Source organism: Escherichia sp. Lx600-2 (genome assembly GCF_036662595.1).
GTDB classification, from domain to species: domain Bacteria; phylum Pseudomonadota; class Gammaproteobacteria; order Enterobacterales; family Enterobacteriaceae; genus Escherichia; species Escherichia coli.
The window spans coordinates 89528-112771 of sequence record NZ_JAYQWM010000003.1 but is presented as its reverse complement, the minus strand read 5'-3'; the positions used below and the strand labels follow the sequence as shown (position 1 = coordinate 112771).

General features: G+C 50.1%; 20 protein-coding genes. 15 read left to right on the top strand and 5 right to left on the bottom strand.

Annotation, left to right across the window (positions count from 1 at the left end):
* Window positions 1–74: 74 nt before the first annotated feature.
* From pflA to ycaO, 4 genes are all read right to left on the bottom strand, one after another.
* On the bottom strand, window positions 75–815 hold the full coding sequence (gene pflA, locus OQV04_RS01920; RefSeq protein WP_000111043.1) for a pyruvate formate lyase 1-activating protein: 741 nt from the start codon (window positions 813–815) through the stop codon (window positions 75–77).
* 191 nt (window positions 816–1006) lie between these two features.
* A complete protein-coding gene (gene pflB, locus OQV04_RS01915) occupies window positions 1007–3289 on the bottom strand; it encodes a formate C-acetyltransferase (protein WP_001292812.1) in 2283 nt (760 codons plus the stop codon).
* 54 nt (window positions 3290–3343) lie between these two features.
* Window positions 3344–4201, bottom strand: coding sequence for a formate transporter FocA (gene focA, locus OQV04_RS01910; RefSeq protein ID WP_000642546.1), 858 nt, complete (start codon window positions 4199–4201; stop codon window positions 3344–3346).
* A gap of 405 nt (window positions 4202–4606) precedes the next feature.
* Window positions 4607–6367, bottom strand: a complete 1761-nt coding sequence (gene ycaO, locus OQV04_RS01905; RefSeq protein ID WP_032280640.1) for a 30S ribosomal protein S12 methylthiotransferase accessory factor YcaO — start codon at window positions 6365–6367, stop codon at window positions 4607–4609.
* Window positions 6368–6496: 129 nt separating this feature from the next.
* Between ycaO and OQV04_RS01900 the strand changes: the two genes are divergently transcribed.
* The 15 genes from OQV04_RS01900 (at window position 6497) to OQV04_RS01835 (ending at window position 22365) form a co-directional block, all read left to right on the top strand.
* Complete coding sequence (locus tag OQV04_RS01900; RefSeq protein ID WP_000642852.1) at window positions 6497–7189, top strand: DUF421 domain-containing protein; 693 nt, start codon at window positions 6497–6499, stop codon at window positions 7187–7189.
* A gap of 198 nt (window positions 7190–7387) precedes the next feature.
* Window positions 7388–8476, top strand: a complete 1089-nt coding sequence (gene serC, locus OQV04_RS01895; RefSeq protein WP_000057149.1) for a 3-phosphoserine/phosphohydroxythreonine transaminase — start codon at window positions 7388–7390, stop codon at window positions 8474–8476.
* Between the two features lie 70 nt (window positions 8477–8546).
* On the top strand, window positions 8547–9830 hold the full coding sequence (gene aroA, locus OQV04_RS01890) for a 3-phosphoshikimate 1-carboxyvinyltransferase (RefSeq protein WP_032280641.1): 1284 nt from the start codon (window positions 8547–8549) through the stop codon (window positions 9828–9830).
* Window positions 9831–9998: 168 nt separating this feature from the next.
* Entirely contained in the window at window positions 9999–10763 is a 765-nt protein-coding gene (gene ycaL / locus OQV04_RS01885; protein ID WP_001295345.1) for a metallopeptidase YcaL, read from the top strand.
* Window positions 10764–10935: 172 nt separating this feature from the next.
* Window positions 10936–11619 carry a (d)CMP kinase gene (cmk, locus tag OQV04_RS01880; protein ID WP_000125016.1) on the top strand — a complete coding sequence of 228 codons (684 nt, stop codon included), beginning with the start codon at window positions 10936–10938 and terminating at the stop codon, window positions 11617–11619.
* 110 nt (window positions 11620–11729) lie between these two features.
* A complete protein-coding gene (rpsA, locus tag OQV04_RS01875; RefSeq protein WP_000140327.1) occupies window positions 11730–13403 on the top strand; it encodes a 30S ribosomal protein S1 in 1674 nt (557 codons plus the stop codon).
* A gap of 159 nt (window positions 13404–13562) precedes the next feature.
* The gene (ihfB, locus tag OQV04_RS01870; RefSeq protein ID WP_000167336.1) at window positions 13563–13847 is read left to right on the top strand and encodes an integration host factor subunit beta; all 285 of its coding nucleotides are present in this window, start codon (window positions 13563–13565) and stop codon (window positions 13845–13847) included.
* Window positions 13848–14053: 206 nt separating this feature from the next.
* Entirely contained in the window at window positions 14054–14668 is a 615-nt protein-coding gene (locus OQV04_RS24985; RefSeq protein WP_375156536.1) for a hypothetical protein, read from the top strand.
* Entirely contained in the window at window positions 14556–16304 is a 1749-nt protein-coding gene (locus OQV04_RS01865) for a ComEC family protein (protein WP_404855056.1), read from the top strand. Before OQV04_RS24985 ends, OQV04_RS01865 begins: the two co-directional genes overlap by 113 nt.
* A 36-nt stretch (window positions 16305–16340) precedes the next feature.
* Entirely contained in the window at window positions 16341–18089 is a 1749-nt protein-coding gene (msbA, locus tag OQV04_RS01860) for a lipid A ABC transporter ATP-binding protein/permease MsbA (protein WP_000551270.1), read from the top strand.
* On the top strand, window positions 18086–19072 hold the full coding sequence (lpxK, locus tag OQV04_RS01855) for a tetraacyldisaccharide 4'-kinase (RefSeq protein ID WP_000570541.1): 987 nt from the start codon (window positions 18086–18088) through the stop codon (window positions 19070–19072). The genes msbA and lpxK overlap by 4 nt, the downstream gene beginning before the upstream one ends.
* 36 nt (window positions 19073–19108) lie before the next feature.
* Window positions 19109–20341, top strand: coding sequence for a crosslink repair DNA glycosylase YcaQ (ycaQ, locus tag OQV04_RS01850; RefSeq protein ID WP_000056535.1), 1233 nt, complete (start codon window positions 19109–19111; stop codon window positions 20339–20341).
* Between the two features lie 51 nt (window positions 20342–20392).
* Window positions 20393–20575: a protein YcaR gene (gene ycaR, locus OQV04_RS01845; protein WP_000350058.1), complete on the top strand. Its 183-nt coding sequence runs from the start codon at window positions 20393–20395 to the stop codon at window positions 20573–20575.
* Window positions 20572–21318: a 3-deoxy-manno-octulosonate cytidylyltransferase gene (gene kdsB / locus OQV04_RS01840; protein ID WP_032280642.1), complete on the top strand. Its 747-nt coding sequence runs from the start codon at window positions 20572–20574 to the stop codon at window positions 21316–21318. The genes ycaR and kdsB overlap by 4 nt, the downstream gene beginning before the upstream one ends.
* Before the next feature lie 153 nt (window positions 21319–21471).
* The gene (locus tag OQV04_RS01835) at window positions 21472–22365 is read left to right on the top strand and encodes a YcbJ family phosphotransferase (protein WP_032280644.1); all 894 of its coding nucleotides are present in this window, start codon (window positions 21472–21474) and stop codon (window positions 22363–22365) included.
* Here the strand turns inward: OQV04_RS01835 and elyC are convergent.
* A complete protein-coding gene (elyC, locus tag OQV04_RS01830; protein ID WP_000899599.1) occupies window positions 22342–23121 on the bottom strand; it encodes an envelope biogenesis factor ElyC in 780 nt (259 codons plus the stop codon). The two genes, OQV04_RS01835 and elyC, sit on opposite strands and share 24 nt — an antisense overlap.
* Window positions 23122–23244: the final 123 nt, after the last annotated feature.

Below are 23244 nucleotides of genomic sequence, written 5' to 3'. Positions count from 1 at the left end.
TAGAGCTCTGAATTATTTATGCAGCGCGGAATAAAAAAGCGGCAACTCAATAAAGTTGCCGCTTTACGGGGAAATTAGAACATTACCTTATGACCGTACTGCTCAAGAATGCCTTTCACGCGTTCCATGGTTTCTTTCTTCGGTGGTTTAACACCATCGAGTTTGTATTCTTCACCCATCGCCACCCATTTGTGTTTGCCCAGTTCGTGGTAGGGGAGAAGTTCGATTTTCTCAACGTTACCCATATCACGGGTAAATTCACCGAGGCGATGCGCTGAATCGTCATCGTCAGACCAGCCTGGGACAACAACGTAGCGGATCCACACCTTCACATTTTTGTTCGCCAGATATTTAGCGAACTCCAGCGTGCGGTGGTTGGAAACTCCAACCAGATTTTGGTGGATCTCGTCGTTCATCTGTTTGAGATCGAGCATTACCAGGTCGGTTACTTCCAGCAGTTCATCAATCACCGGATCGTAACGACGAACAAAACCGTTGGTATCCAGACAGGTATGAATGCCTTCTTTTTTACAGGCGCGGAACCAGTCACGAACAAACTCAGCTTGCAGGATTGCTTCACCGCCGGATGCGGTAACGCCGCCGCCGGAAGCGTTCATAAAGTGGCGATAGGTCACCACTTCCTTCATCAAATCTTCAACGGTAACTTCTTTACCGCCATGCGTGTCCCAGGTGTCGCGGTTATGACAATACAGGCAGCGCATCAGGCAGCCCTGGAAAAAGGTGATAAAGCGAATACCCGGGCCGTCTACGGTTCCACAGGATTCAAAGGAGTGAATGCGACCAATAACTGACATTGCGGTGTTTCTCCAGATGTGGCCCATCTGAGGCCGTGTTGGTGCGCAGCTCGAAGGCTACGTCGAGTCTGTTTTGGCAGTCACCTTAAAGTATAGATAGCTGACAAAAAAGGCTCTCGTGCTAAAAAAGGCCCCACTTTCGTGGAGCCTTTATTGTACGCTTTTTACTGTACGATTTCAGTCAAATCTAATTACATAGATTGAGTGAAGGTACGAGTAATAACGTCCTGCTGCTGTTCTTTAGTCAGCGAGTTGAAACGTACTGCGTAGCCAGATACACGGATGGTCAGCTGCGGATATTTTTCCGGGTTTTCCATCGCGTCAAGCAGCATTTCACGGTTCATCACGTTAACGTTCAGGTGCTGACCACCTTCGATGGATGCTTCGTGGTGGAAGTAACCATCCATCAGACCTGCCAGGTTGGTCTTACGAACTTCGTCGTCTTTACCCAGTGCGTTCGGAACGATAGAGAAGGTGTAGGAGATACCATCTTTAGCGTAAGCAAACGGCAGTTTAGCAACGGAAGTCAGAGACGCTACAGCACCTTTCTGGTCACGACCGTGCATCGGGTTAGCACCCGGTCCGAACGGCGCGCCAGCACGACGACCGTCTGGGGTGTTACCAGTTTTCTTACCATACACAACGTTAGACGTGATGGTCAGAACAGACTGAGTCGGGATAGCGTCACGGTAGGTGTGCAGTTTCTGAATTTTCTTCATGAAACGTTCTACCAGGTCAACAGCCAGGTCATCTACACGCGGATCGTTGTTACCAAACTGCGGGTATTCGCCTTCGATTTCGAAGTCGATAGCCAGACCGTCTTCGTCACGAATCGGTTTAACTTTCGCATATTTGATTGCAGACAGGGAGTCAGCAGCAACGGACAGACCAGCGATACCACACGCCATGGTGCGGATAACGTCACGGTCGTGCAGCGCCATCAGAGAGGCTTCGTAGCTGTACTTGTCGTGCATGTAGTGAATGATGTTCAGTGCAGTGATGTACTGTTTAGCCAGCCAGTCCATGAAGTGATCCATGCGCTCCATCACTTCATCGTAGTTCAGGAGATCGCCTTTGATCGGTTCAGACTTCGGACCAACCTGCATTTTCAGTTTTTCGTCAACGCCGCCGTTGATTGCGTACAGCATGGTTTTCGCCAGGTTTGCACGCGCACCGAAGAACTGCATTTGTTTACCAACGATCATCGGGCTTACGCAGCAAGCGATAGCGTAGTCATCGTTGTTGAAGTCCGGACGCATCAGGTCATCGTTCTCATACTGCAGAGAAGAGGTGTCGATGGACACTTTAGCGGCGAATTTCTTGAAGTTCAGCGGCAGTTTTTCAGACCACAGAATGGTCATGTTCGGTTCCGGAGACGGACCCATGGTGTACAGGGTGTTCAGGAAACGGAAGCTATTTTTGGTAACCAGGGTACGACCGTCGAGGCCCATACCACCGATAGATTCGGTTGCCCAGATCGGGTCGCCAGAGAACAGTTCATCGTATTCCGGAGTACGCAGGAAGCGAACCATACGCAGTTTCATGACCAGGTGGTCAACCATTTCCTGCGCTTCTTGTTCGGTGATCTTGCCAGCTTTCAGGTCACGTTCGATGTACACATCCAGGAAGGTGGAGGTACGACCGAAGGACATTGCAGCACCGTTCTGAGACTTAACAGCAGCCAGGTAGCCGAAGTAAGTCCACTGGATAGCTTCCTGAGCGTTGGTAGCCGGACCAGAGATGTCGTAGCCGTATTTCGCAGCCATTTCTTTCATCTGACCCAGAGCGCGGTGCTGTTCAGCGATTTCTTCGCGCAGACGGATAGTCTGTTCCAGGTTTACGCCGTTTTCCAGATCAGCCTGCAGAGAGGTGAACTGAGCGTATTTGTCTTTCATCAGGTAGTCGATACCGTACAGCGCAACGCGACGGTAGTCACCGATGATACGGCCACGGCCATAAGCATCTGGCAGACCGGTCAGAACACCGGATTTACGGCAACGCAGGATGTCCGGAGTGTAAACGTCGAACACGCCCTGGTTGTGAGTTTTACGGTATTCAGTGAAGATTTTTTTGATCATCGGGTCCAGTTCGCGGTTGTACGCTTTGCAGGAACCTTCGATCATTTTGATACCACCGAACGGGATAAGAGCACGTTTCAGCGGAGCTTCAGTCTGCAGACCAACAACTTTTTCCAACGCTTTGTTGATGTAGCCAGCGTCGTGAGAGGTGATGGTGGAAGCAACAGCGGTGTCAAAGTCAACTGGCGCGTGAGTGCGGTTTTCCAGTTTAACGCCTTCCATTACTTTGTCCCACAGGGTGGTGGTCGCTTCAGTAGCGCCAGCCAGGAAGGACTCGTCACCCTCGTACGGAGTGTAGTTTTTCTGAATGAAGTCACGGACGTTTACTTCATTCTGCCAGTCACCTTTGGTAAAACCTTCCCAGGCTGTGGCTAACTTTTCATTAAGCTCGGACATGTAACACCTACCTTCTTAAGTGGATTTTTTATTTACTGCGTACTTCGACAACCATTAATGGTGATCGTTTTCACGCAGGTAAATGACCCAGTATGTCAACCCAACCAACAAACCACCGCCGATAATATTACCGATCGTAACCGGAATCAGGTTATCAGTGATGAAGTTCATCACGGTCAGGTGAGAAAAATTTTCCGGTGCAGAACCGACAGCGGTCCAGAATTCCGGAGATGCGAAGTCGCGGATTACAATACCCATCGGGATCATAAACATGTTTGCGATACTGTGCTCAAAACCGCTGGCAACAAACATCGCGACCGGCAGCACCATGATAAACGCTTTGTCCATCAGGCTGCGGCCAGAATAACTCATCCATACTGCCAGACATACCATCAGGTTTGCCAGGATACCAAGGCAGACGGCCTCAATAAAAGTATGGTGCACTTTGTGGTCGGCGGTTTGTAGGACGTTTAGTCCCCATTGACCATTTGCGGTCATATACTCGCCGGAAAGCCACATTAAAAGTACAAACAGCAGTGCGCCGACCAAGTTGCCAAAATAGACATTTAGCCAGTTTTTAGCCAACTGACCCCAGGTGATGCGCCCACTCGCCTTAGCAACAACAATCAACACTGTGGAAGTAAAGAGATCGGCTCCGCAGACAACACAAAGAATCAGCCCCAGAGAGAAGCAAATGCCGCCAACCAGTTTTGCCATGCCGAAGGGCATTGTGCCTGTGCCAGTAGTTGCTGTGATATAGAAGACGAATGCGATTGAGATGAAAACACCGGCGGTAATCGCCAGATAGAAAGTCTTAAGCGGATGTTTCGTTGCTTTATAGACACCCGCCTCTTCGGCCACTTTGGCCATTGCAGCAGGAAGTAAAAGATCAAAAGGGTTGTCAGCTTTCACACTAACTCTCTCTTTATTAAGTCGGCGACGAGATACTAACAAAGCATTATAGATGAGAAATTGATATAGATCATATCTCGCCTGGCTTATAGGCCCGTAACTCGCATGGTTTTTATGCAAATACGGAGTAAATATTTGATTATCCAAATAAAAATAAATTTTAAAAATTAACAAATGAGTTGAATTTTTTCCGCATCCTCCGCTAAAACAGTTAATTAAAAGGGAGCACCAGGCGAATAAAGTAACAATATCGATCGTATTTATTAAATACAAATTACCGATATTTAACCTTATAATTACAATTATTTTATTAATGCAAATATATGTAAAGCGGGGCATTAAAAAAACGCCCCGTAATATAACTCAGACGAATCATTAAGCCTACATTGCGTAGGCTATTTGATTTTATTTTGCCCAGAATGCTGCTTTGGCGCGCTGCAGCTTTTCGTAGGCCTTCAACAGCGACTGATGTGCAGCAAACGCGTGCAGATCGCTATCTACTGGTTGCAAGCCATAAAACGCCGCTTCGCCGCTCATTGCCGCACTGGCGGCTTCCACGGCATCTGCGCCGTACATGCGAACAAACGCATTCAGATATTGCAGCGGCTGGCGATCTTCTTCCTGTGCCAGTAATAACAACGTTTGCAGGCAGCGATAATAGTTGGCGCGTTCCGGGCTGAATACCGATGAGTTAAACTCCATCGTCCATTCGGTCCAGACCAGAGCCTGTTCCAGATCGCCACCAGCCAGCGCCAGCATGGCTTTTAATTCACCGATACGCAGGGTGTACCAACCGTTATCCGACCCGGTCGCCAGACCCAACAGCTCACGCACGCGGGTAAAGTCATCAAAACCTTCTTCATCCAGTTGCTCGATGAGGTTCAGGTAATCTTCTTTTTCCCACTCGCTGCCTGGTAGCGAAAGAATCGTTTCACGTAAATGGCTGCCCATACTGTTATTCGCGAGCCACAGATCTTCAGCCGGATAAATATCGGACATGCCAGGCACGATAATACGGCAAGCATAAACGCCCAGATGCTCGTAATCGGCAATATAAACTTCTTTATCTTCTTTGTTGAAGATAGCCATCAGCGTGGCAAACTCTTCTTCCGTGGTGCCGGAGAAATTCCAGTCCACAAACGGATAATCGGCATCCTGCTTGAACAGGTCCCAGGAGATTAAACCGCTGGAATCGATAAAGTGCGTTTCGAGGTTGGTATGTTCAGCGACTTCTTCATCATCGAAGGTTGGCGGAGTAAACACATCCAAATCTTTCAGGCCACGACCTTGCAGCAGCTCGGTCACGGTACGTTCCAGTGCTACGCCAAAATCAGGATGCGCACCGAAAGAGGCAAAGCAGGTGCCGTTAGCAGGATTAAACAGTACCACGCAAATCACCGGATACTGGCCGCCAAGCGAACCGTCATAAGCGAAGATCGGGAAACCTTCCGCTTCCAGTGTTTCGATCGCTTCAACCACCGCTGGGTAACGCGCCAGCACGTCTGCCGGGATTTCCGGCAAGCTGATGCTTTCAGCAATAATGCGGTTTTTCACGTAGCGTTCGAAAACTTCGGACAACCCCTGAACGCGTGCTTCGTTGCGGGTATTGCCAGCGGACATACCGTTAGAAACGTACAGGTTACCAATGATATTCATCGGAATATAAACGGTCTGATTGTCGGACTGGCGCGTAAACGGCAGACCGCAAATACCACGATCTTCGTTACCGGATTGTAGGTCAATCAGCATACTGCCGGTCAATTCATTCTCCGGATCGTAAAATGCGCGCAGACGGTCATCGAGCAGCCCTTCTGGCACATCGTCATTTTCGGTCAGTGGGAACCATTTTTCGTTGGGATAATGCACAAATGGACCGTTGGCGATGGTTTCGCCCAGCCAGAAATCAGCAAAAAAGTAGTTGGTTGAGAGACGCTCGAAATATTCACCGAGTGCAGAAGCCTGCGCCGCTTTCTTGGTTGCGCCTTTACCGTTGGTAAAACACAGTGCGCACTCTTTGTCGCGAATATGTACAGACCAGACGTTAGGCACGGGATTCAGCCAGGAGGCCTCTTCAATCTGAAAGCCGAGGTCTGAAAGTTTTTGCTGGAAGCGAGCGATGGAATCTTCCAGAGCGGCATCTTTGCCGGGGATAAATGTTTGCGTCATGAAAATCACTTTAGTCGTACGGAAAGCGCGCAATAATACGGGTTTTATCTCAAAGGCGCTATCACCGCCGCCATGCCGATGAACTGTTGACTATGCTTTTAGCGGATAAACCACGTTAAGAGCATAAAAATGAAGGCGTTCGATCTCCACCGTATGGCATTTGATAAAGTGCCTTTTGATTTCCTTGGCGAAGTTGCACTACGTAGTCTGTATACCTTTGTACTGGTTTTTTTGTTCCTCAAAATGACCGGAAGACGCGGAGTGCGGCAGATGTCGCTGTTTGAAGTGTTAATCATTCTGACGCTGGGGTCAGCGGCGGGAGATGTGGCGTTTTATGATGATGTGCCGATGGTCCCGGTACTTATCGTCTTTATCACTCTGGCGTTGTTATACCGCCTGGTAATGTGGTTGATGGCACACAGTGAAAAACTGGAAGATCTTCTGGAAGGTAAGCCGGTTGTCATTATTGAAGATGGCGAGCTGGCCTGGTCGAAACTCAATAACTCCAACATGACGGAATTTGAGTTCTTTATGGAGCTACGATTGCGCGGTGTAGAGCAGCTGGGGCAAGTACGTCTGGCGATTCTCGAAACCAACGGGCAAATCAGTGTCTATTTCTTTGAAGATGACAAGGTGAAACCGGGTTTACTTATTTTACCCAGTGATTGTACTCAGCGTTACAAAGTGGTGCCGGAGTCGGCGGACTATGCCTGCATCCGTTGTAGTGAAATCATTCATATGAACGCGGGGGAAAAACAATTATGTCCGCGCTGTGCAAATCCAGAATGGACGAAGGCAAGTCGGGCTAAACGGGTGACCTGACAGCAAAAATATCGGTTTTTTGGTAATAATCCGAGAGATTCTGTTGTGTGACGCGTGCCGCATTTTTGCCCTCAACGGTTTTACCCATTGCGATGCGTGTCACTGAATGATAAAACCGATAGCCACAGGAATAACATATTACCCGCGGTCGCAATCGATTGACTGGGGGTTAATGGCAACGCAACGTGGTGAGGGGAAATGGCTCAAATCTTCAATTTTAGTTCTGGTCCGGCAATGCTACCGGCAGAGGTGCTTAAACAGGCTCAACAGGAACTGCGTGACTGGAACGGTCTTGGTACGTCGGTGATGGAAGTGAGTCACCGTGGCAAAGAGTTCATTCAGGTTGCAGAGGAAGCCGAGAAGGATTTTCGCGATCTTCTTAATGTCCCCTCCAACTACAAGGTATTGTTCTGCCATGGCGGCGGTCGCGGTCAGTTTGCTGCTGTTCCGCTGAATATTCTCGGTGATAAAACCACCGCAGATTATGTTGATGCCGGTTACTGGGCGGCAAGTGCCATCAAAGAAGCGAAAAAATACTGCACGCCTAATGTCTTTGACGCCAAAGTGACTGTTGATGGTCTGCGCGCGGTTAAGCCAATGCGAGAATGGCAACTCTCTGATAATGCTGCTTATATGCATTACTGCCCGAATGAAACCATCGACGGTATCGCCATCGACGAAACGCCAGACTTCGGCAAAGATGTGGTGGTCGCCGCCGACTTCTCTTCAACCATTCTTTCCCGTCCGATTGACGTTAGCCGTTATGGCGTGATTTACGCTGGCGCGCAGAAAAATATCGGCCCGGCAGGCCTGACAATCGTCATCGTTCGTGAAGATTTGCTGGGCAAAGCGAATATCGCGTGTCCGTCGATTCTGGATTATTCCATCCTCAACGATAACGGCTCCATGTTTAACACGCCGCCGACATTTGCCTGGTATCTGTCTGGTCTGGTCTTTAAATGGCTGAAAGCGAACGGCGGTGTAGCTGAAATGGATAAAATCAATCAGCAAAAAGCAGAACTGCTGTATGGGGTAATTGATAACAGCGATTTCTACCGCAATGACGTGGCGAAAGCTAACCGTTCGCGGATGAACGTACCATTCCAGTTGGCAGACAGTGCGCTTGACAAATTGTTCCTTGAAGAGTCTTTTGCTGCAGGCCTTCATGCACTGAAAGGTCACCGTGTGGTCGGCGGAATGCGCGCGTCCATTTATAACGCCATGCCGCTGGAAGGCGTTAAAGCGCTGACAGACTTCATGGTTGAGTTCGAACGCCGTCACGGCTAATGCCGAAATTTTGCTTAATCCCCACAGCCAGCCTGTGGGGTTTTTATTTCTGTTGTAGAGAGTTGAGTTCATGGAATCCCTGACGTTACAACCCATCGCTCGTGTCGATGGCACTATTAATCTGCCCGGTTCCAAGAGCGTTTCTAACCGCGCTTTATTGCTGGCGGCATTAGCACACGGCAAAACAGTATTAACCAATCTGCTGGATAGCGATGACGTGCGCCATATGCTGAATGCATTAGCAGCGTTAGGGGTAAGCTATACGCTTTCAGCCGATCGTACGCGTTGCGAAATTATCGGTAACGGCGGTCCATTACACGCAGAAGGTGCCCTGGAGTTGTTCCTCGGAAACGCCGGAACGGCAATGCGCCCGCTGGCGGCAGCTCTTTGTCTGGGTAGCAATGATATTGTGCTGACCGGTGAGCCGCGTATGAAAGAGCGCCCGATTGGTCATCTGGTGGATGCGCTGCGCCTGGGCGGGGCGAAGATCATTTACCTGGAACAAGAAAATTATCCGCCGTTGCGTTTACAGGGCGGCTTTACTGGCGGCAACGTTGACGTTGATGGCTCCGTTTCCAGCCAATTCCTCACCGCACTGTTAATGACTGCGCCTCTTGCGCCGGAAGATACGGTGATTCGTATTAAAGGCGATCTGGTTTCTAAACCTTATATCGACATCACACTCAATCTGATGAAGACGTTTGGTGTTGAAATTGAAAATCAGCACTATCAACAATTTGTCGTAAAAGGCGGGCAGTCTTATCAGTCTCCGGGTACTTATTTGGTCGAAGGCGATGCATCTTCGGCTTCTTACTTTCTGGCAGCAGCAGCAATCAAAGGCGGCACTGTAAAAGTGACCGGTATTGGACGTAACAGTATGCAGGGTGATATTCGCTTTGCTGATGTGCTGGAAAAAATGGGCGCGACCATTTGCTGGGGCGATGATTATATTTCCTGCACGCGTGGTGAACTGAACGCTATTGATATGGATATGAACCATATTCCTGATGCGGCGATGACCATTGCCACGGCGGCGTTATTTGCAAAAGGCACCACCACGCTGCGCAATATCTATAACTGGCGTGTTAAAGAAACCGATCGCCTGTTTGCGATGGCAACAGAACTGCGTAAAGTCGGTGCGGAAGTAGAAGAGGGGCACGATTACATTCGTATCACTCCACCGGAAAAACTGAACTTTGCCGAGATCGCGACATACAATGATCACCGGATGGCGATGTGTTTCTCGCTGGTGGCGTTGTCAGATACACCAGTGACGATTCTTGATCCCAAATGTACGGCCAAAACATTTCCGGATTATTTCGAGCAGCTGGCGCGGATTAGCCAGGCAGCCTGAATGAATAACGTCCAATAAATAGCCAAATCTTTCTTTATCAAAACGCCGGCACATTGCCGGCGTTTTTTTTCGGACCTTGTGAGTCATTTTGATTAATAGTAGCGTCGCTTGTCAATGTAAGTTGTTGATACATAATATTTATATATGATTAATCAACGGATGATTCACATGAAGAATACTAAATTACTGCTGGCGATTGCGACCTCTGCAGCATTACTGACAGGGTGTCAAAATACCCACGGTATTGATACCAATATGGCTATCAGCTCCGGTTTAAATGCCTATAAAGCAGCAACGTTAAGCGATGCCGATGCAAAAGCGATTGCCAATCAGGGCTGTGCCGAAATGGACAGTGGCAATCAAGTCGCAAGTAAATCCAGCAAGTACGGTAAACGTCTGGCAAAAATCGCCAAAGCATTGGGTAACAATATTAATGGCACGCCGGTCAACTATAAGGTTTATATGACCAGCGACGTCAACGCATGGGCGATGGCGAACGGCTGTGTTCGTGTCTACAGTGGCCTGATGGACATGATGAATGACAACGAAATTGAAGGTGTTCTGGGCCATGAACTGGGCCACGTCGCGTTGGGTCACTCGCTGGCTGAAATGAAAGCTTCTTATGCGATCGTTGCCGCACGCGATGCCATTTCAGCTACCAGCGGTGTGGCTTCCCAGCTTTCCCGCTCACAATTAGGTGATATCGCAGAAGGCGCTATCAATGCGAAATACTCCCGTGATAAAGAGTCCGAAGCAGATGATTTCTCCTTTGATCTGTTGAAGAAACGTGGCATCAGCACCCAGGGGCTGGTTGGCAGCTTTGAAAAACTGGCTAGCCTGGATGGCGGTCGCACCCAGTCCATGTTTGACTCTCACCCACCATCAACAGAGCGTGCGCAACACATCCGTGATCGTATCGCCTCTGGTAAGTAAATCATTGTCATCTTTCGGGCTGGTCTTCTGCCAGCCCGCTATAATTGCGCAATAAATCCCCATCTGAATACAGACAAAACTGGTTTTTGCACACAACGTTAACGATTTGTGGCGTCGGCGCGTATAATGCGCGCGGTTATGTTAACGGTACGCCTGTTTTAAGGAGATAAAGATGACGGCAATTGCCCCGGTTATTACCATTGATGGCCCAAGCGGTGCAGGGAAAGGCACCTTGTGTAAGGCTATGGCGGAAGCGTTGCAATGGCATCTGCTGGACTCGGGTGCAATTTATCGCGTACTGGCACTAGCGGCATTACATCACCATGTTGATGTTGCTTCGGAAGATGCGCTGGTGCCGCTGGCATCCCATCTGGATGTACGTTTTGTGTCGACCAATGGCAATCTGGAAGTGATCCTCGAAGGGGAAGATGTCAGCGGCGAAATTCGTACTCAGGAAGTGGCGAATGCTGCTTCACAAGTCGCGGCATTCCCACGCGTTCGTGAAGCATTATTGCGTCGCCAACGCGCGTTTCGCGAATTACCAGGCCTGATTGCCGATGGCCGCGACATGGGAACGGTGGTATTCCCTGATGCGCCAGTGAAAATTTTCCTTGACGCCTCCTCGGAAGAACGTGCGCATCGCCGCATGCTACAGTTGCAGGAGAAGGGCTTTAGTGTTAACTTTGAGCGCCTTTTGGCCGAGATCAAAGAACGCGACGACCGCGATCGTAACCGAGCGGTAGCGCCACTGGTTCCGGCAGCCGATGCTTTAGTGTTGGATTCCACCACCTTAAGCATTGAGCAAGTGATTGAAAAAGCGCTACAATACGCGCGCCAGAAATTGGCTCTCGCATAAGCGACCGAATTTGCAGTACCCCCGTTGCAATGGAATGACAGCGGGTATGTTAAACAACCCCATCCGGCATGGAGCCAGGTGGACGTTAAATATAAACCTGAAGATTAAACATGACTGAATCTTTTGCTCAACTCTTTGAAGAGTCCTTAAAAGAAATCGAAACCCGCCCGGGTTCTATCGTTCGTGGCGTTGTTGTTGCTATCGACAAAGATGTAGTACTGGTTGACGCTGGTCTGAAATCTGAGTCCGCCATCCCGGCTGAGCAGTTCAAAAACGCCCAGGGCGAGCTGGAAATCCAGGTAGGTGACGAAGTTGACGTTGCTCTGGACGCAGTAGAAGACGGCTTCGGTGAAACTCTGCTGTCCCGTGAGAAAGCTAAACGTCACGAAGCCTGGATCACGCTGGAAAAAGCTTACGAAGATGCTGAAACTGTTACCGGTGTTATCAACGGCAAAGTTAAGGGCGGCTTCACTGTTGAGCTGAACGGTATTCGTGCGTTCCTGCCAGGTTCTCTGGTAGACGTTCGTCCGGTGCGTGACACTCTGCACCTGGAAGGCAAAGAGCTTGAATTTAAAGTAATCAAGCTGGATCAGAAGCGCAACAACGTTGTTGTTTCTCGTCGTGCCGTTATCGAATCCGAAAACAGCGCAGAGCGCGATCAGCTGCTGGAAAACCTGCAGGAAGGCATGGAAGTTAAAGGTATCGTTAAGAACCTCACTGACTACGGTGCATTCGTTGATCTGGGCGGCGTTGACGGCCTGCTGCACATCACTGACATGGCCTGGAAACGCGTTAAGCATCCGAGCGAAATCGTCAACGTGGGCGACGAAATCACTGTTAAAGTGCTGAAGTTCGACCGCGAACGTACCCGTGTATCCCTGGGCCTGAAACAGCTGGGCGAAGATCCGTGGGTAGCTATCGCTAAACGTTATCCGGAAGGTACCAAACTGACTGGTCGCGTGACCAACCTGACCGACTACGGCTGCTTCGTTGAAATCGAAGAAGGCGTTGAAGGCCTGGTACACGTTTCCGAAATGGATTGGACCAACAAAAACATCCACCCGTCCAAAGTTGTTAACGTTGGCGATGTAGTGGAAGTTATGGTTCTGGATATCGACGAAGAACGTCGTCGTATCTCCCTGGGTCTGAAACAGTGCAAAGCTAACCCGTGGCAGCAGTTCGCGGAAACCCACAACAAGGGCGACCGTGTTGAAGGTAAAATCAAGTCTATCACTGACTTCGGTATCTTCATCGGCCTGGACGGTGGCATCGACGGCCTGGTTCACCTGTCTGACATCTCCTGGAACGTTGCAGGCGAAGAAGCAGTTCGTGAATACAAAAAAGGTGACGAAATCGCTGCAGTTGTTCTGCAGGTTGACGCAGAACGTGAACGTATCTCCCTGGGCGTTAAACAGCTCGCAGAAGATCCGTTCAACAACTGGGTTGCTCTGAACAAGAAAGGCGCTATCGTAACCGGTAAAGTAACTGCAGTTGACGCTAAAGGCGCAACCGTAGAACTGGCTGACGGCGTTGAAGGTTACCTGCGTGCTTCTGAAGCATCCCGTGACCGCGTTGAAGACGCTACCCTGGTTCTGAGCGTTGGCGACGAAGTTGAAGCTAAATTCACCGGCGTTGATCGTAAAAATCGCGCAATCAGCCTGTCTGTTCGTGCGAAAGACGAAGCTGACGAGAAAGATGCAATCGCAACTGTTAACAAACAGGAAGATGCAAACTTCTCCAACAACGCAATGGCTGAAGCTTTCAAAGCAGCTAAAGGCGAGTAATTCTCTGACTCTTCGGGATTTTTATTCCGAAGTTTGTTGAGTTTACTTGACAGATTGCAGGTTTCGTCCTGTAATCAAGCACTAAGGGCGGCTACGGCCGCCCTTAATCAATGCAGCAACAGCAGCCGCTTAATTTGCCCTTAAGGAACCGGAGGAATCATGACCAAGTCAGAATTGATAGAAAGACTTGCCACCCAGCAATCGCACATTCCCGCCAAGACGGTTGAAGATGCAGTAAAAGAGATGCTGGAGCATATGGCCTCGACTCTTGCGCAGGGCGAGCGTATTGAAATCCGCGGTTTCGGCAGTTTCTCTTTGCACTACCGCGCACCACGTACCGGACGTAATCCGAAGACTGGCGATAAAGTAGAACTGGAAGGAAAATACGTTCCTCACTTTAAACCTGGTAAAGAACTGCGCGATCGCGCCAATATTTACGGTTAAGTTTTTACTCAAACTTGAACGCGAGAAAAGCACCTGTCGGGTGCTTTTTTCATTTCTCTAATCTGGAACTGGAAGCTGCCTCGCAGAGTTTTGAGCAGTTTTCACCCTCTCGTTAAATTCTTCTGAATGTGCCTCGGGGAACGCAAAATTCCCACCAGACAACCGCTCAACAAAGTTGCACACTTTCCATAAACAGGGAGGGGTGCATGAAAATAACGACAGTCGGCGTATGCATAATTTGCGGAATTTTTCCGTTGCTGATTTTGCCCCAATTGCCTGGGACATTAACCCTTGCGTCTCTGACCGTCTTCGCCTGCGTACTGGTATTTATCCCTTTTAAAACCGTCCGTTATATCGCGCTGACGTTGCTGTTTTTCGTTTGGGGCATATTAGCAGCAAAGCAAATTTTGTGGGCAGGAGAAACCTTAACTGGCGCGACGCAGGATGCAATTGTTGAGATCACTGCTACTGACGGTATGACCACTCATTACGGTCAAATTACTCATCTACAAGGTCGACGTATATTCCCTGCGCCAGGCCTCGTGCTGTATGGCGAATATCTTCCGCAAGCGGTTTGTGCTGGACAACAATGGTCAATGAAACTCAAAGTTCGTGCCGTTCATGGTCAACTTAATGATGGCGGCTTTGATAGCCAGCGTTATGCCATTGCCCAGCATCAGCCGCTCACCGGCCGTTTTCTGCGGGCAAGTGTCATTGAACCGAATTGTAGCCTGCGTGCACAGTATCTGGCGTCACTACAAACAACGCTGCAACCCTATATGTCTTGGTTTAGGTATGGGGGAACGGTTATCCGTCCCTAAAGAAATCAAAAATATCATGCGTGATACTGGAACGGCGCATTTAATGGCGATATCGGGATTGCACATCGCTTTTGCGGCGTTGCTGGCTGCCGGACTCATTCGCAGTGGACAAATTTTTCTGCCTGGGCGCTGGATCCACTGGCAAATGCCATTAATTGGCGGAATCTGCTGTGCTGCTTTTTATGCCTGGCTGACGGGAATGCAACCTCCTGCATTGCGTACCGTTGTGGCGCTTGCTACGTGGGGAATGCTTAAGTTAAGTGGGCGACAGTGGAGTGGCTGGGATGTATGGATATGTTGTCTGGCGGCAATTTTGCTGATGGATCCTGTTGCCATTCTCTCGCAAAGTTTATGGCTCTCTGCCGCTGCGGTCGCGGCATTGATATTTTGGTATCAGTGGTTTCCCTGTCCTGAGTGGCAACTGCCGCCGGTATTGCGTGCAGTTGTTTCCCTCATTCATTTGCAACTGGGAATCACACTTCTGCTTATGCCCGTGCAAATCGTCATATTTCATGGCATTAGTCTGACCTCGTTTATTGCAAATCTATTAGCAATTCCCTTGGTGACATTTATCACGGTTCCGTTGATCCTCGCCGCGATGGTTGTGCATTTAAGCGGGCCGTTAATCCTGGAGCAAGGGTTATGGTTTCTTGCCGACCGGTCTTTGGCTTTACTTTTCTGGGGGTTAAAGAGTTTGCCAGAAGGGTGGATCAACATTGCTGAACGTTGGCAATGGCTATCATTTTCCCCATGGTTCTTACTGGTGGTATGGCGATTAAACGCCTGGCGAACGTTGCCAGCAATGTGTGTGGCTGTAGGCTTGCTGATGTGCTGGCCGCTGTGGCAAAAACCTCGACCTGACGAGTGGCAAGTGTACATGCTTGATGTCGGGCAAGGGCTGGCAATGGTGATAGCCAGAAACGGCAAAGCGATTCTCTATGACACGGGACTGGCCTGGCCCGAAGGGGATAGTGGGCAACAACTGATTATCCCCTGGCTCCACTGGCATAATCTTGAACCGGAAGGTGTTATTCTGAGCCATGAACATCTGGATCACCGGGGAGGGCTGGATTCAATATTGCACACATGGCCGATGTTATGGATCAGAAGTCCGTTAAACTGGGAACATCATCAGCCCTGTGTGCGTGGCGAAGCGTGGCAATGGCAAGGATTGCGTTTCAGTGCGCACTGGCCTTTACAAGGTAGCAACGATAAAGGAAATAACCATTCCTGTGTGGTTAAGGTTGATGACGGGACGAATAGCATTCTTCTAACCGGTGATATTGAAGCCCCAGCTGAACAAAAGATGCTAAGCCGTTACTGGCAGCAAGTGCAGGCAACATTGCTTCAGGTACCTCACCATGGCAGTAATACCTCATCATCGTTGCCATTAATTCAGCGAGTGAATGGAAAAGTGGCATTCGCATCGGCATCGCGCTATAACGCATGGCGACTGCCCTCTAACAAAGTTAAGCATCGCTATCAACAGCAAGGTTATACGTGGCTTGATACTCCTCATCAGGGGCAAGTAACGGTCGATTTTTCAGCGCAAGGCTGGCGGATTAGCAGCCTCAGGGAGCAAATTTTACCTCGTTGGTATCATCAGTGGTTTGGCGTGCCAGTGGATAACGGGTAGAATATGCGGCTATTTCAACAAATGCTGGTTTTTTGAATGCATAACGACAAAGATCTCTCTACGTGGCAGACATTCCGCCGACTGTGGCCAACCATTGCGCCTTTTAAAGCGGGTCTGATCGTGGCGGGCGTAGCGTTAATCCTCAACGCAGCCAGCGATACCTTCATGTTATCGCTCCTTAAGCCACTTCTTGATGATGGCTTTGGTAAAACAGATCGCTCCGTGCTGGTGTGGATGCCGCTGGTGGTGATCGGGCTGATGATTTTGCGTGGTATCACCAGCTATGTCTCCAGCTACTGTATCTCCTGGGTATCAGGAAAGGTGGTAATGACCATGCGTCGCCGCCTGTTTGGTCACATGATGGGAATGCCGGTTTCATTCTTTGACAAACAGTCAACGGGTACGCTGTTGTCACGTATCACCTACGATTCCGAACAGGTTGCTTCTTCCTCTTCTGGCGCACTGATTACTGTTGTGCGTGAAGGTGCGTCGATCATCGGCCTGTTCATCATGATGTTCTATTACAGTTGGCAATTGTCGATCATTTTGATTGTGCTGGCACCGATTGTTTCGATTGCGATTCGCGTAGTATCGAAGCGTTTTCGCAACATCAGTAAAAACATGCAGAACACCATGGGGCAGGTGACCACCAGCGCTGAACAAATGCTGAAAGGCCATAAAGAAGTATTGATTTTCGGTGGTCAGGAAGTGGAAACGAAACGCTTCGATAAAGTCAGCAACCGAATGCGTCTTCAGGGGATGAAAATGGTTTCAGCCTCTTCCATCTCTGATCCGATCATTCAGCTGATCGCCTCTTTGGCGCTGGCGTTTGTTCTGTATGCGGCGAGCTTCCCAAGTGTCATGGATAGCCTGACTGCCGGTACGATTACCGTTGTTTTCTCTTCAATGATTGCACTGATGCGTCCGCTGAAATCGCTGACTAACGTTAACGCCCAGTTCCAGCGCGGTATGGCGGCTTGTCAGACGCTGTTTACCATTCTGGACAGTGAGCAGGAGAAAGACGAAGGTAAGCGCGTGATCGAGCGTGCGACTGGCGACGTGGAATTCCGCAATGTCACCTTTACTTATCCGGGACGTGACGTACCCGCCTTGCGTAACATCAACCTGAAAATTCCGGCAGGGAAGACGGTTGCTCTGGTTGGACGCTCTGGTTCAGGTAAATCAACCATCGCCAGCCTGATCACGCGTTTTTACGATATTGATGAAGGCGAAATCCTGATGGATGGTCACGATCTGCGCGAGTATACCTTGGCGTCGTTACGTAACCAGGTTGCTCTGGTGTCGCAGAATGTCCATCTGTTTAACGATACGGTTGCTAACAACATTGCTTACGCACGGACTGAACAGTACAGCCGTGAGCAAATTGAAGAAGCGGCGCGTATGGCCTACGCCATGGACTTCATCAATAAGATGGATAACGGTCTCGATACAGTGATTGGTGAAAACGGCGTGCTGCTCTCTGGCGGTCAGCGTCAGCGTATTGCTATCGCTCGAGCCTTGCTGCGTGATAGCCCGATTCTGATTCTGGATGAAGCTACCTCGGCTCTGGATACCGAATCCGAACGTGCGATTCAGGCGGCACTGGATGAGTTGCAGAAAAACCGTACCTCTCTGGTGATTGCCCACCGCTTGTCTACCATTGAAAAGGCAGACGAAATCGTGGTCGTCGAGGATGGTGTCATTGTGGAACGCGGTACGCATAACGATTTGCTTGAGCACCGCGGCGTTTACGCGCAACTTCACAAAATGCAGTTTGGCCAATGATCGAAAAAATCTGGTCTGGTGAATCCCCTTTGTGGCGGCTATTGCTGCCACTCTCCTGGTTGTATGGCCTGGTGAGTGGCGCGATCCGTCTTTGCTATAAACTAAAACTGAAGCGCGCCTGGCGTGCCCCCGTACCGGTTGTCGTGGTTGGTAATCTCACCGCAGGCGGCAACGGAAAAACCCCGGTCGTTGTCTGGCTGGTGGAACAGTTGCAACAGCGCGGTATTCGCGTGGGGGTCGTATCGCGGGGATATGGTGGTAAGGCTGAATCTTATCCGCTGTTATTGTCGGCAGATACCACCACAGCACAGGCGGGTGATGAACCTGTGTTGATTTATCAACGCACTGATGCGCCTGTTGCGGTTTCTCCCGTTCGTTCTGATGCGGTAAAAGCCATTCTGGCGCAACACCCTGATGTGCAGATCATCGTAACCGACGACGGTTTACAGCATTACCGTCTGGCGCGTGATGTGGAAATTGTCGTTATTGATGGTGTGCGTCGCTTTGGCAATGGCTGGTGGTTGCCGGCGGGGCCAATGCGTGAGCGAGCGGGGCGCTTAAAGTCAGTTGATGCGGTAATCGTCAACGGCGGTGTCCCCCGCAGCGGTGAAATCCCCATGCATCTGCTGCCGGGTCAGGCGGTGAATTTACGTACCGGTACGCGTTGTGACGTTGCTCAGCTTGAACATGTGGTGGCGATGGCAGGGATTGGGCATCCGCCGCGCTTTTTTGCCACGCTGAAGATGTGCGGCGTACAACCGGAAAAATGTGTACCGCTGGCCGATCATCAGTCTTTGAACCATGCGGATGTCAGCGCGTTGGTAAGCACCGGGCAAACGCTGGTAATGACTGAAAAAGATGCGGTGAAATGCCGGGCCTTTGCAGAAGAAAATTGGTGGTATTTGCCCGTTGACGCACAGCTTTCAGGTGATGAACCAGCGAAACTGCTTGCGCAACTAACCTCGCTGGCTTCTGGCAACTAGTTACGCCGCGGCAGCGTTCGATTGATGGAGTCATGAATGTCGCTGCCGCACCTCTCCCTTGCTGATGCGCGTAATCTTCACCTTGCCGCACAAGGCCTGTTAAACAAACCCCGCCGTCGAGCGTCGTTGGAGGATATTCCGGCAACGATCTCCCGCATGTCCTTGCTGCAAATCGATACCATCAATATTGTTGCCCGTAGCCCATATCTGGTGCTTTTCAGTCGTCTGGGAAATTATCCTGCCCAGTGGCTGGATGAGTCTCTGGCGCGTGGCGAATTAATGGAATACTGGGCGCATGAAGCCTGCTTTATGCCACGCAGCGACTTTCGTCTTATTCGCCACCGCATGCTGGCACCTGAAAAAATGGGCTGGAAATACAAAGACGCCTGGATGCAGGAACATGAGGCGGAAATTGCACAGTTAATTCAGCATATTCATGATAAGGGGCCGGTACGTTCAGCCGATTTTGAGCATCCTCGTAAAGGTGCAAGCGGCTGGTGGGAATGGAAGCCGCATAAACGGCATCTGGAAGGTTTATTTACTGCCGGAAAGGTGATGGTGATTGAACGGCGCAACTTCCAGCGCGTTTATGATTTAACCCACCGTGTCATGCCTGACTGGGATGATGAGCGCGATCTCGTTTCGCAAACAGAAGCAGAAATCATCATGCTGGATAACAGTGCGCGTAGCCTGGGAATATTCCGCGAACAGTGGCTGGCAGATTACTATCGGCTGAAACGTCCGGCACTGGCGGCGTGGCGTGAAGCGAGGGCTGAACAGCAGCAAATCATTGCTGTGCATGTTGAAAAATTGGGCAATCTTTGGCTGCATGCTGATTTGCTGCCGCTACTCGAGCGAGCGCTGGCCGGAAAGCTCACTGCAACGCACAGCGCGGTACTTTCGCCTTTTGATCCTGTTGTCTGGGATCGCAAACGCGCAGAGCAGCTTTTTGATTTTAGCTACCGGCTGGAGTGCTATACCCCAGCGCCGAAACGCCAGTATGGCTATTTTGTTCTGCCGTTATTACATCGTGGGCAATTAGTTGGGCGAATGGATGCCAAAATGCATCGCCAGACAGGCATCCTTGAAGTTATCTCTCTGTGGTTACAGGAAGGTATTAAACCAACGACAACGCTGCAAAAAGGGTTACGTCAGGCGATTACTGATTTCGCTAACTGGCAGCAGGCAACGCGGGTGACATTAGGACACTGCCCGCAAGGTCTCTTTACGGATTGCCGCACCGGCTGGGAAATAGACCCCGTCGCATAAATGATTATGATAAGATTTATGCATTCATAACCCGATCCATCTGGAGGAACTATGGATCATCGTCTGCTTGAAATCATTGCCTGCCCGGTTTGCAACGGAAAACTTTGGTATAACCAGGAAAAACAAGAACTTATTTGCAAACTGGACAACCTCGCTTTCCCGCTGCGTGATGGCATTCCAGTGTTGCTGGAAACGGAAGCCCGCGTGCTGACTGCTGATGAGAGTAAATCATGAGTTTTGTGGTCATTATTCCCGCGCGCTACGCGTCAACGCGTCTGCCCGGTAAACCATTGGTTGATATTAATGGCAAACCCATGATTGTTCATGTTCTTGAACGTGCTCGCGAATCAGGTGCCGATCGCATCATCGTGGCAACCGATCATGAGGATGTCGCCCGCGCCGTTGAAGCCGCTGGCGGTGAAGTATGTATGACGCGCGCCGATCACCAGTCAGGGACAGAACGCTTGGCGGAAGTTGTCGAAAAATCCGCGTTCAGCGACGACACGGTGATCGTTAATGTGCAGGGTGATGAACCGATGATCCCTGCGACAATCATTCGTCAGGTTGCTGATAACCTCGCTCAGCGTCAGGTGGGTATGGCGACTCTGGCGGTGCCAATCCACAATGCGGAAGAAGCGTTTAACCCGAATGCGGTGAAAGTGGTTCTCGACGCTGAAGGGTATGCACTGTACTTCTCACGCGCTACCATTCCGTGGGATCGTGATCGTTTTGCAAAAGGCCTTGAAACCGTTGGCGATAACTTCCTGCGTCACCTTGGTATTTATGGCTACCGTGCAGGCTTTATCCGTCGTTACGTCACCTGGCAGCCAAGCCCGTTAGAACACATCGAAATGTTAGAGCAGCTTCGTGTTCTGTGGTACGGCGAAAAAATCCATGTTGCTGTCGCGCATGAAGTTCCTGGCACAGGTGTGGATACCCCTGAAGATCTCGAGCGCGTTCGCGCTGAAATGCGCTAATTTCACTTCACGACACTCCAGCCAATTTTGGGAGGAGTGTCGTACCGTTACGATTTTCCTCAATTTTTCTTTTCAACAATTGATCTCATTCAGGTGACATCTTTTATATTGGCGCTCATTATGAAAGCAGTAGCTTTTATGAGGGTAATCTGAATGGAACAGCTGCGTGCCGAATTAAGCCATTTACTGGGCGAAAAACTCAGTCGTATTGAGTGCGTCAATGAAAAAGCGGATACGGCGTTGTGGGCTTTGTATGACAGCCAGGGAAACCCAATGCCGTTAATGGCAAGAAGCTTTAGTACGCCCGGAAAAGCCCGACAACTGGCATGGAAAACCACCATGCTGGCAAGAAGTGGGACTGTCCGTATGCCGACTATTTATGGTGTGATGACGTATGAAGAACACCCCGGCCCTGATGTCCTGCTACTGGAGCGGATGCGTGGTGTTTCGGTGGAGGCACCAGCCCGAACACCAGAACGCTGGGAACAGCTCAAAGACCAAATCGTTGAAGCCTTACTGGCCTGGCACCGTCAGGACAGTCGCGGTTGCGTCGGCGCGGTCGACAATACTCAGGAAAATTTCTGGCCCTCATGGTACCGGCAACATGTTGAAGTGCTATGGACCACGCTCAATCAGTTCAATAACACCGGTCTGACGATGCAGGATAAGCGGATCCTGTTTCGCACTCGCGAATGTCTCCCGGCATTATTTGAAGGTTTTAACGACAATTGTGTGCTGATTCACGGTAACTTCTGTTTACGCAGCATGCTGAAAGATTCGCGCAGCGATCAGTTACTGGCGATGGTCGGGCCGGGACTAATGCTTTGGGCACCGCGAGAATACGAACTGTTCCGACTAATGGATAATTCTCTGGCGGAAGATTTGCTCTGGAGTTACCTGCAACGCGCGCCAGTGGCGGAGTCGTTCATCTGGCGGCGTTGGTTGTATGTGTTATGGGATGAAGTCGCGCAACTGGTTAATACCGGACGATTTAGTCGGCGCAACTTCGATCTGGCATCAAAATCACTCTTGCCGTGGCTCGCCTGACGGACCTTTCAGCCACTGCCAGATGCGGCCAAGCGTTTCATAGCCAACACGATCGCTATGCATCAGCCAGACCGGAGAAGGGATTGCCCGTTCCCACGGATTAAGCGGCGAGTCGATGGCCAACTGATTCGCCGGGGCTGGTAGCGGATTTAACCCTTCCTGCTGAAAAAAGATCATCGCCCGCGGCAGATGTGATGCGGAGGTCACCAGCAGGAAAGGGGCGTCACCAATCGCCTGTTTCACTGCCGCAGCTTCTTCTTCGGTATCTTTTGGCAAATCCAGGGTGATAATTTGCTCGCGCGGTACGCCCAGCGATTGCGCAACTCTGGCACCTACTTCCGCTGTACTCACCGTATTGGTTTTTGCTACGCCTCCCGTGAAGATCAGTTTTGAACCCGGATTTTCGCGCCATAAACGGATACCCTCATTCAGGCGTGGCAGACTGTTATTGATTAAATTAGAGCTCGGTGCCCACTGCGGGTTCCAGGTATAACCACCTCCGAGCACCACGATATAGTCCACTTTTTGCGAATTATTCCATGTCGGATAGGTGCTTTCGATGGGACGCAGCAGGCGGTCGGCTACCGGTTGCAAACTCAATAACAAGAGTGCCAGCCACCCAATGCTAATAAAAATCTTCCCGGTTTTTTGAAAACGGCTAAACCACAGCAGCGCCAGGCCAGCGCCAATAATTAACAACATCAGCGGAAGTGGCAGCAACATATTGCCAATCACTTTTTTCAGTGTAAAAAGCATCCTTTCTGGTTCCTTTTTTAACCATATAGCAAGGGATCGCCAGCGATATTACACCAGACGGGTTCATTCTCGCCGTGGCTGTGACAAAATAGCGTCTTTATCAGAAAACGTCTTAGCCAACCG

Excerpts from the sequence above, each read along its gene's own strand:
- pflA (WP_000111043.1), bottom strand. The coding sequence starts at position 815 with ATGTCAGTTATTGGTCGCATTCACTCCTTTGAATCCTGTGGAACCGTA.
- pflB (WP_001292812.1), bottom strand. The coding sequence starts at position 3,289 with ATGTCCGAGCTTAATGAAAAGTTAGCCACAGCCTGGGAAGGTTTTACC.
- ycaO (WP_032280640.1), bottom strand. The coding sequence starts at position 6,367 with ATGACGCAAACATTTATCCCCGGCAAAGATGCCGCTCTGGAAGATTCC.
- OQV04_RS01900 (WP_000642852.1), top strand. The coding sequence starts at position 6,497 with ATGAAGGCGTTCGATCTCCACCGTATGGCATTTGATAAAGTGCCTTTT.
- serC (WP_000057149.1), top strand. The coding sequence starts at position 7,388 with ATGGCTCAAATCTTCAATTTTAGTTCTGGTCCGGCAATGCTACCGGCA.
- aroA (WP_032280641.1), top strand. The coding sequence starts at position 8,547 with ATGGAATCCCTGACGTTACAACCCATCGCTCGTGTCGATGGCACTATT.
- ycaL (WP_001295345.1), top strand. The coding sequence starts at position 9,999 with ATGAAGAATACTAAATTACTGCTGGCGATTGCGACCTCTGCAGCATTA.
- cmk (WP_000125016.1), top strand. The coding sequence starts at position 10,936 with ATGACGGCAATTGCCCCGGTTATTACCATTGATGGCCCAAGCGGTGCA.
- rpsA (WP_000140327.1), top strand. The coding sequence starts at position 11,730 with ATGACTGAATCTTTTGCTCAACTCTTTGAAGAGTCCTTAAAAGAAATC.
- ihfB (WP_000167336.1), top strand. The coding sequence starts at position 13,563 with ATGACCAAGTCAGAATTGATAGAAAGACTTGCCACCCAGCAATCGCAC.
- OQV04_RS24985 (WP_375156536.1), top strand. The coding sequence starts at position 14,054 with ATGAAAATAACGACAGTCGGCGTATGCATAATTTGCGGAATTTTTCCG.
- msbA (WP_000551270.1), top strand. The coding sequence starts at position 16,341 with ATGCATAACGACAAAGATCTCTCTACGTGGCAGACATTCCGCCGACTG.
- lpxK (WP_000570541.1), top strand. The coding sequence starts at position 18,086 with ATGATCGAAAAAATCTGGTCTGGTGAATCCCCTTTGTGGCGGCTATTG.
- ycaQ (WP_000056535.1), top strand. The coding sequence starts at position 19,109 with ATGTCGCTGCCGCACCTCTCCCTTGCTGATGCGCGTAATCTTCACCTT.
- ycaR (WP_000350058.1), top strand. The coding sequence starts at position 20,393 with ATGGATCATCGTCTGCTTGAAATCATTGCCTGCCCGGTTTGCAACGGA.
- kdsB (WP_032280642.1), top strand. The coding sequence starts at position 20,572 with ATGAGTTTTGTGGTCATTATTCCCGCGCGCTACGCGTCAACGCGTCTG.
- OQV04_RS01835 (WP_032280644.1), top strand. The coding sequence starts at position 21,472 with ATGGAACAGCTGCGTGCCGAATTAAGCCATTTACTGGGCGAAAAACTC.
- elyC (WP_000899599.1), bottom strand. The coding sequence starts at position 23,121 with ATGCTTTTTACACTGAAAAAAGTGATTGGCAATATGTTGCTGCCACTT.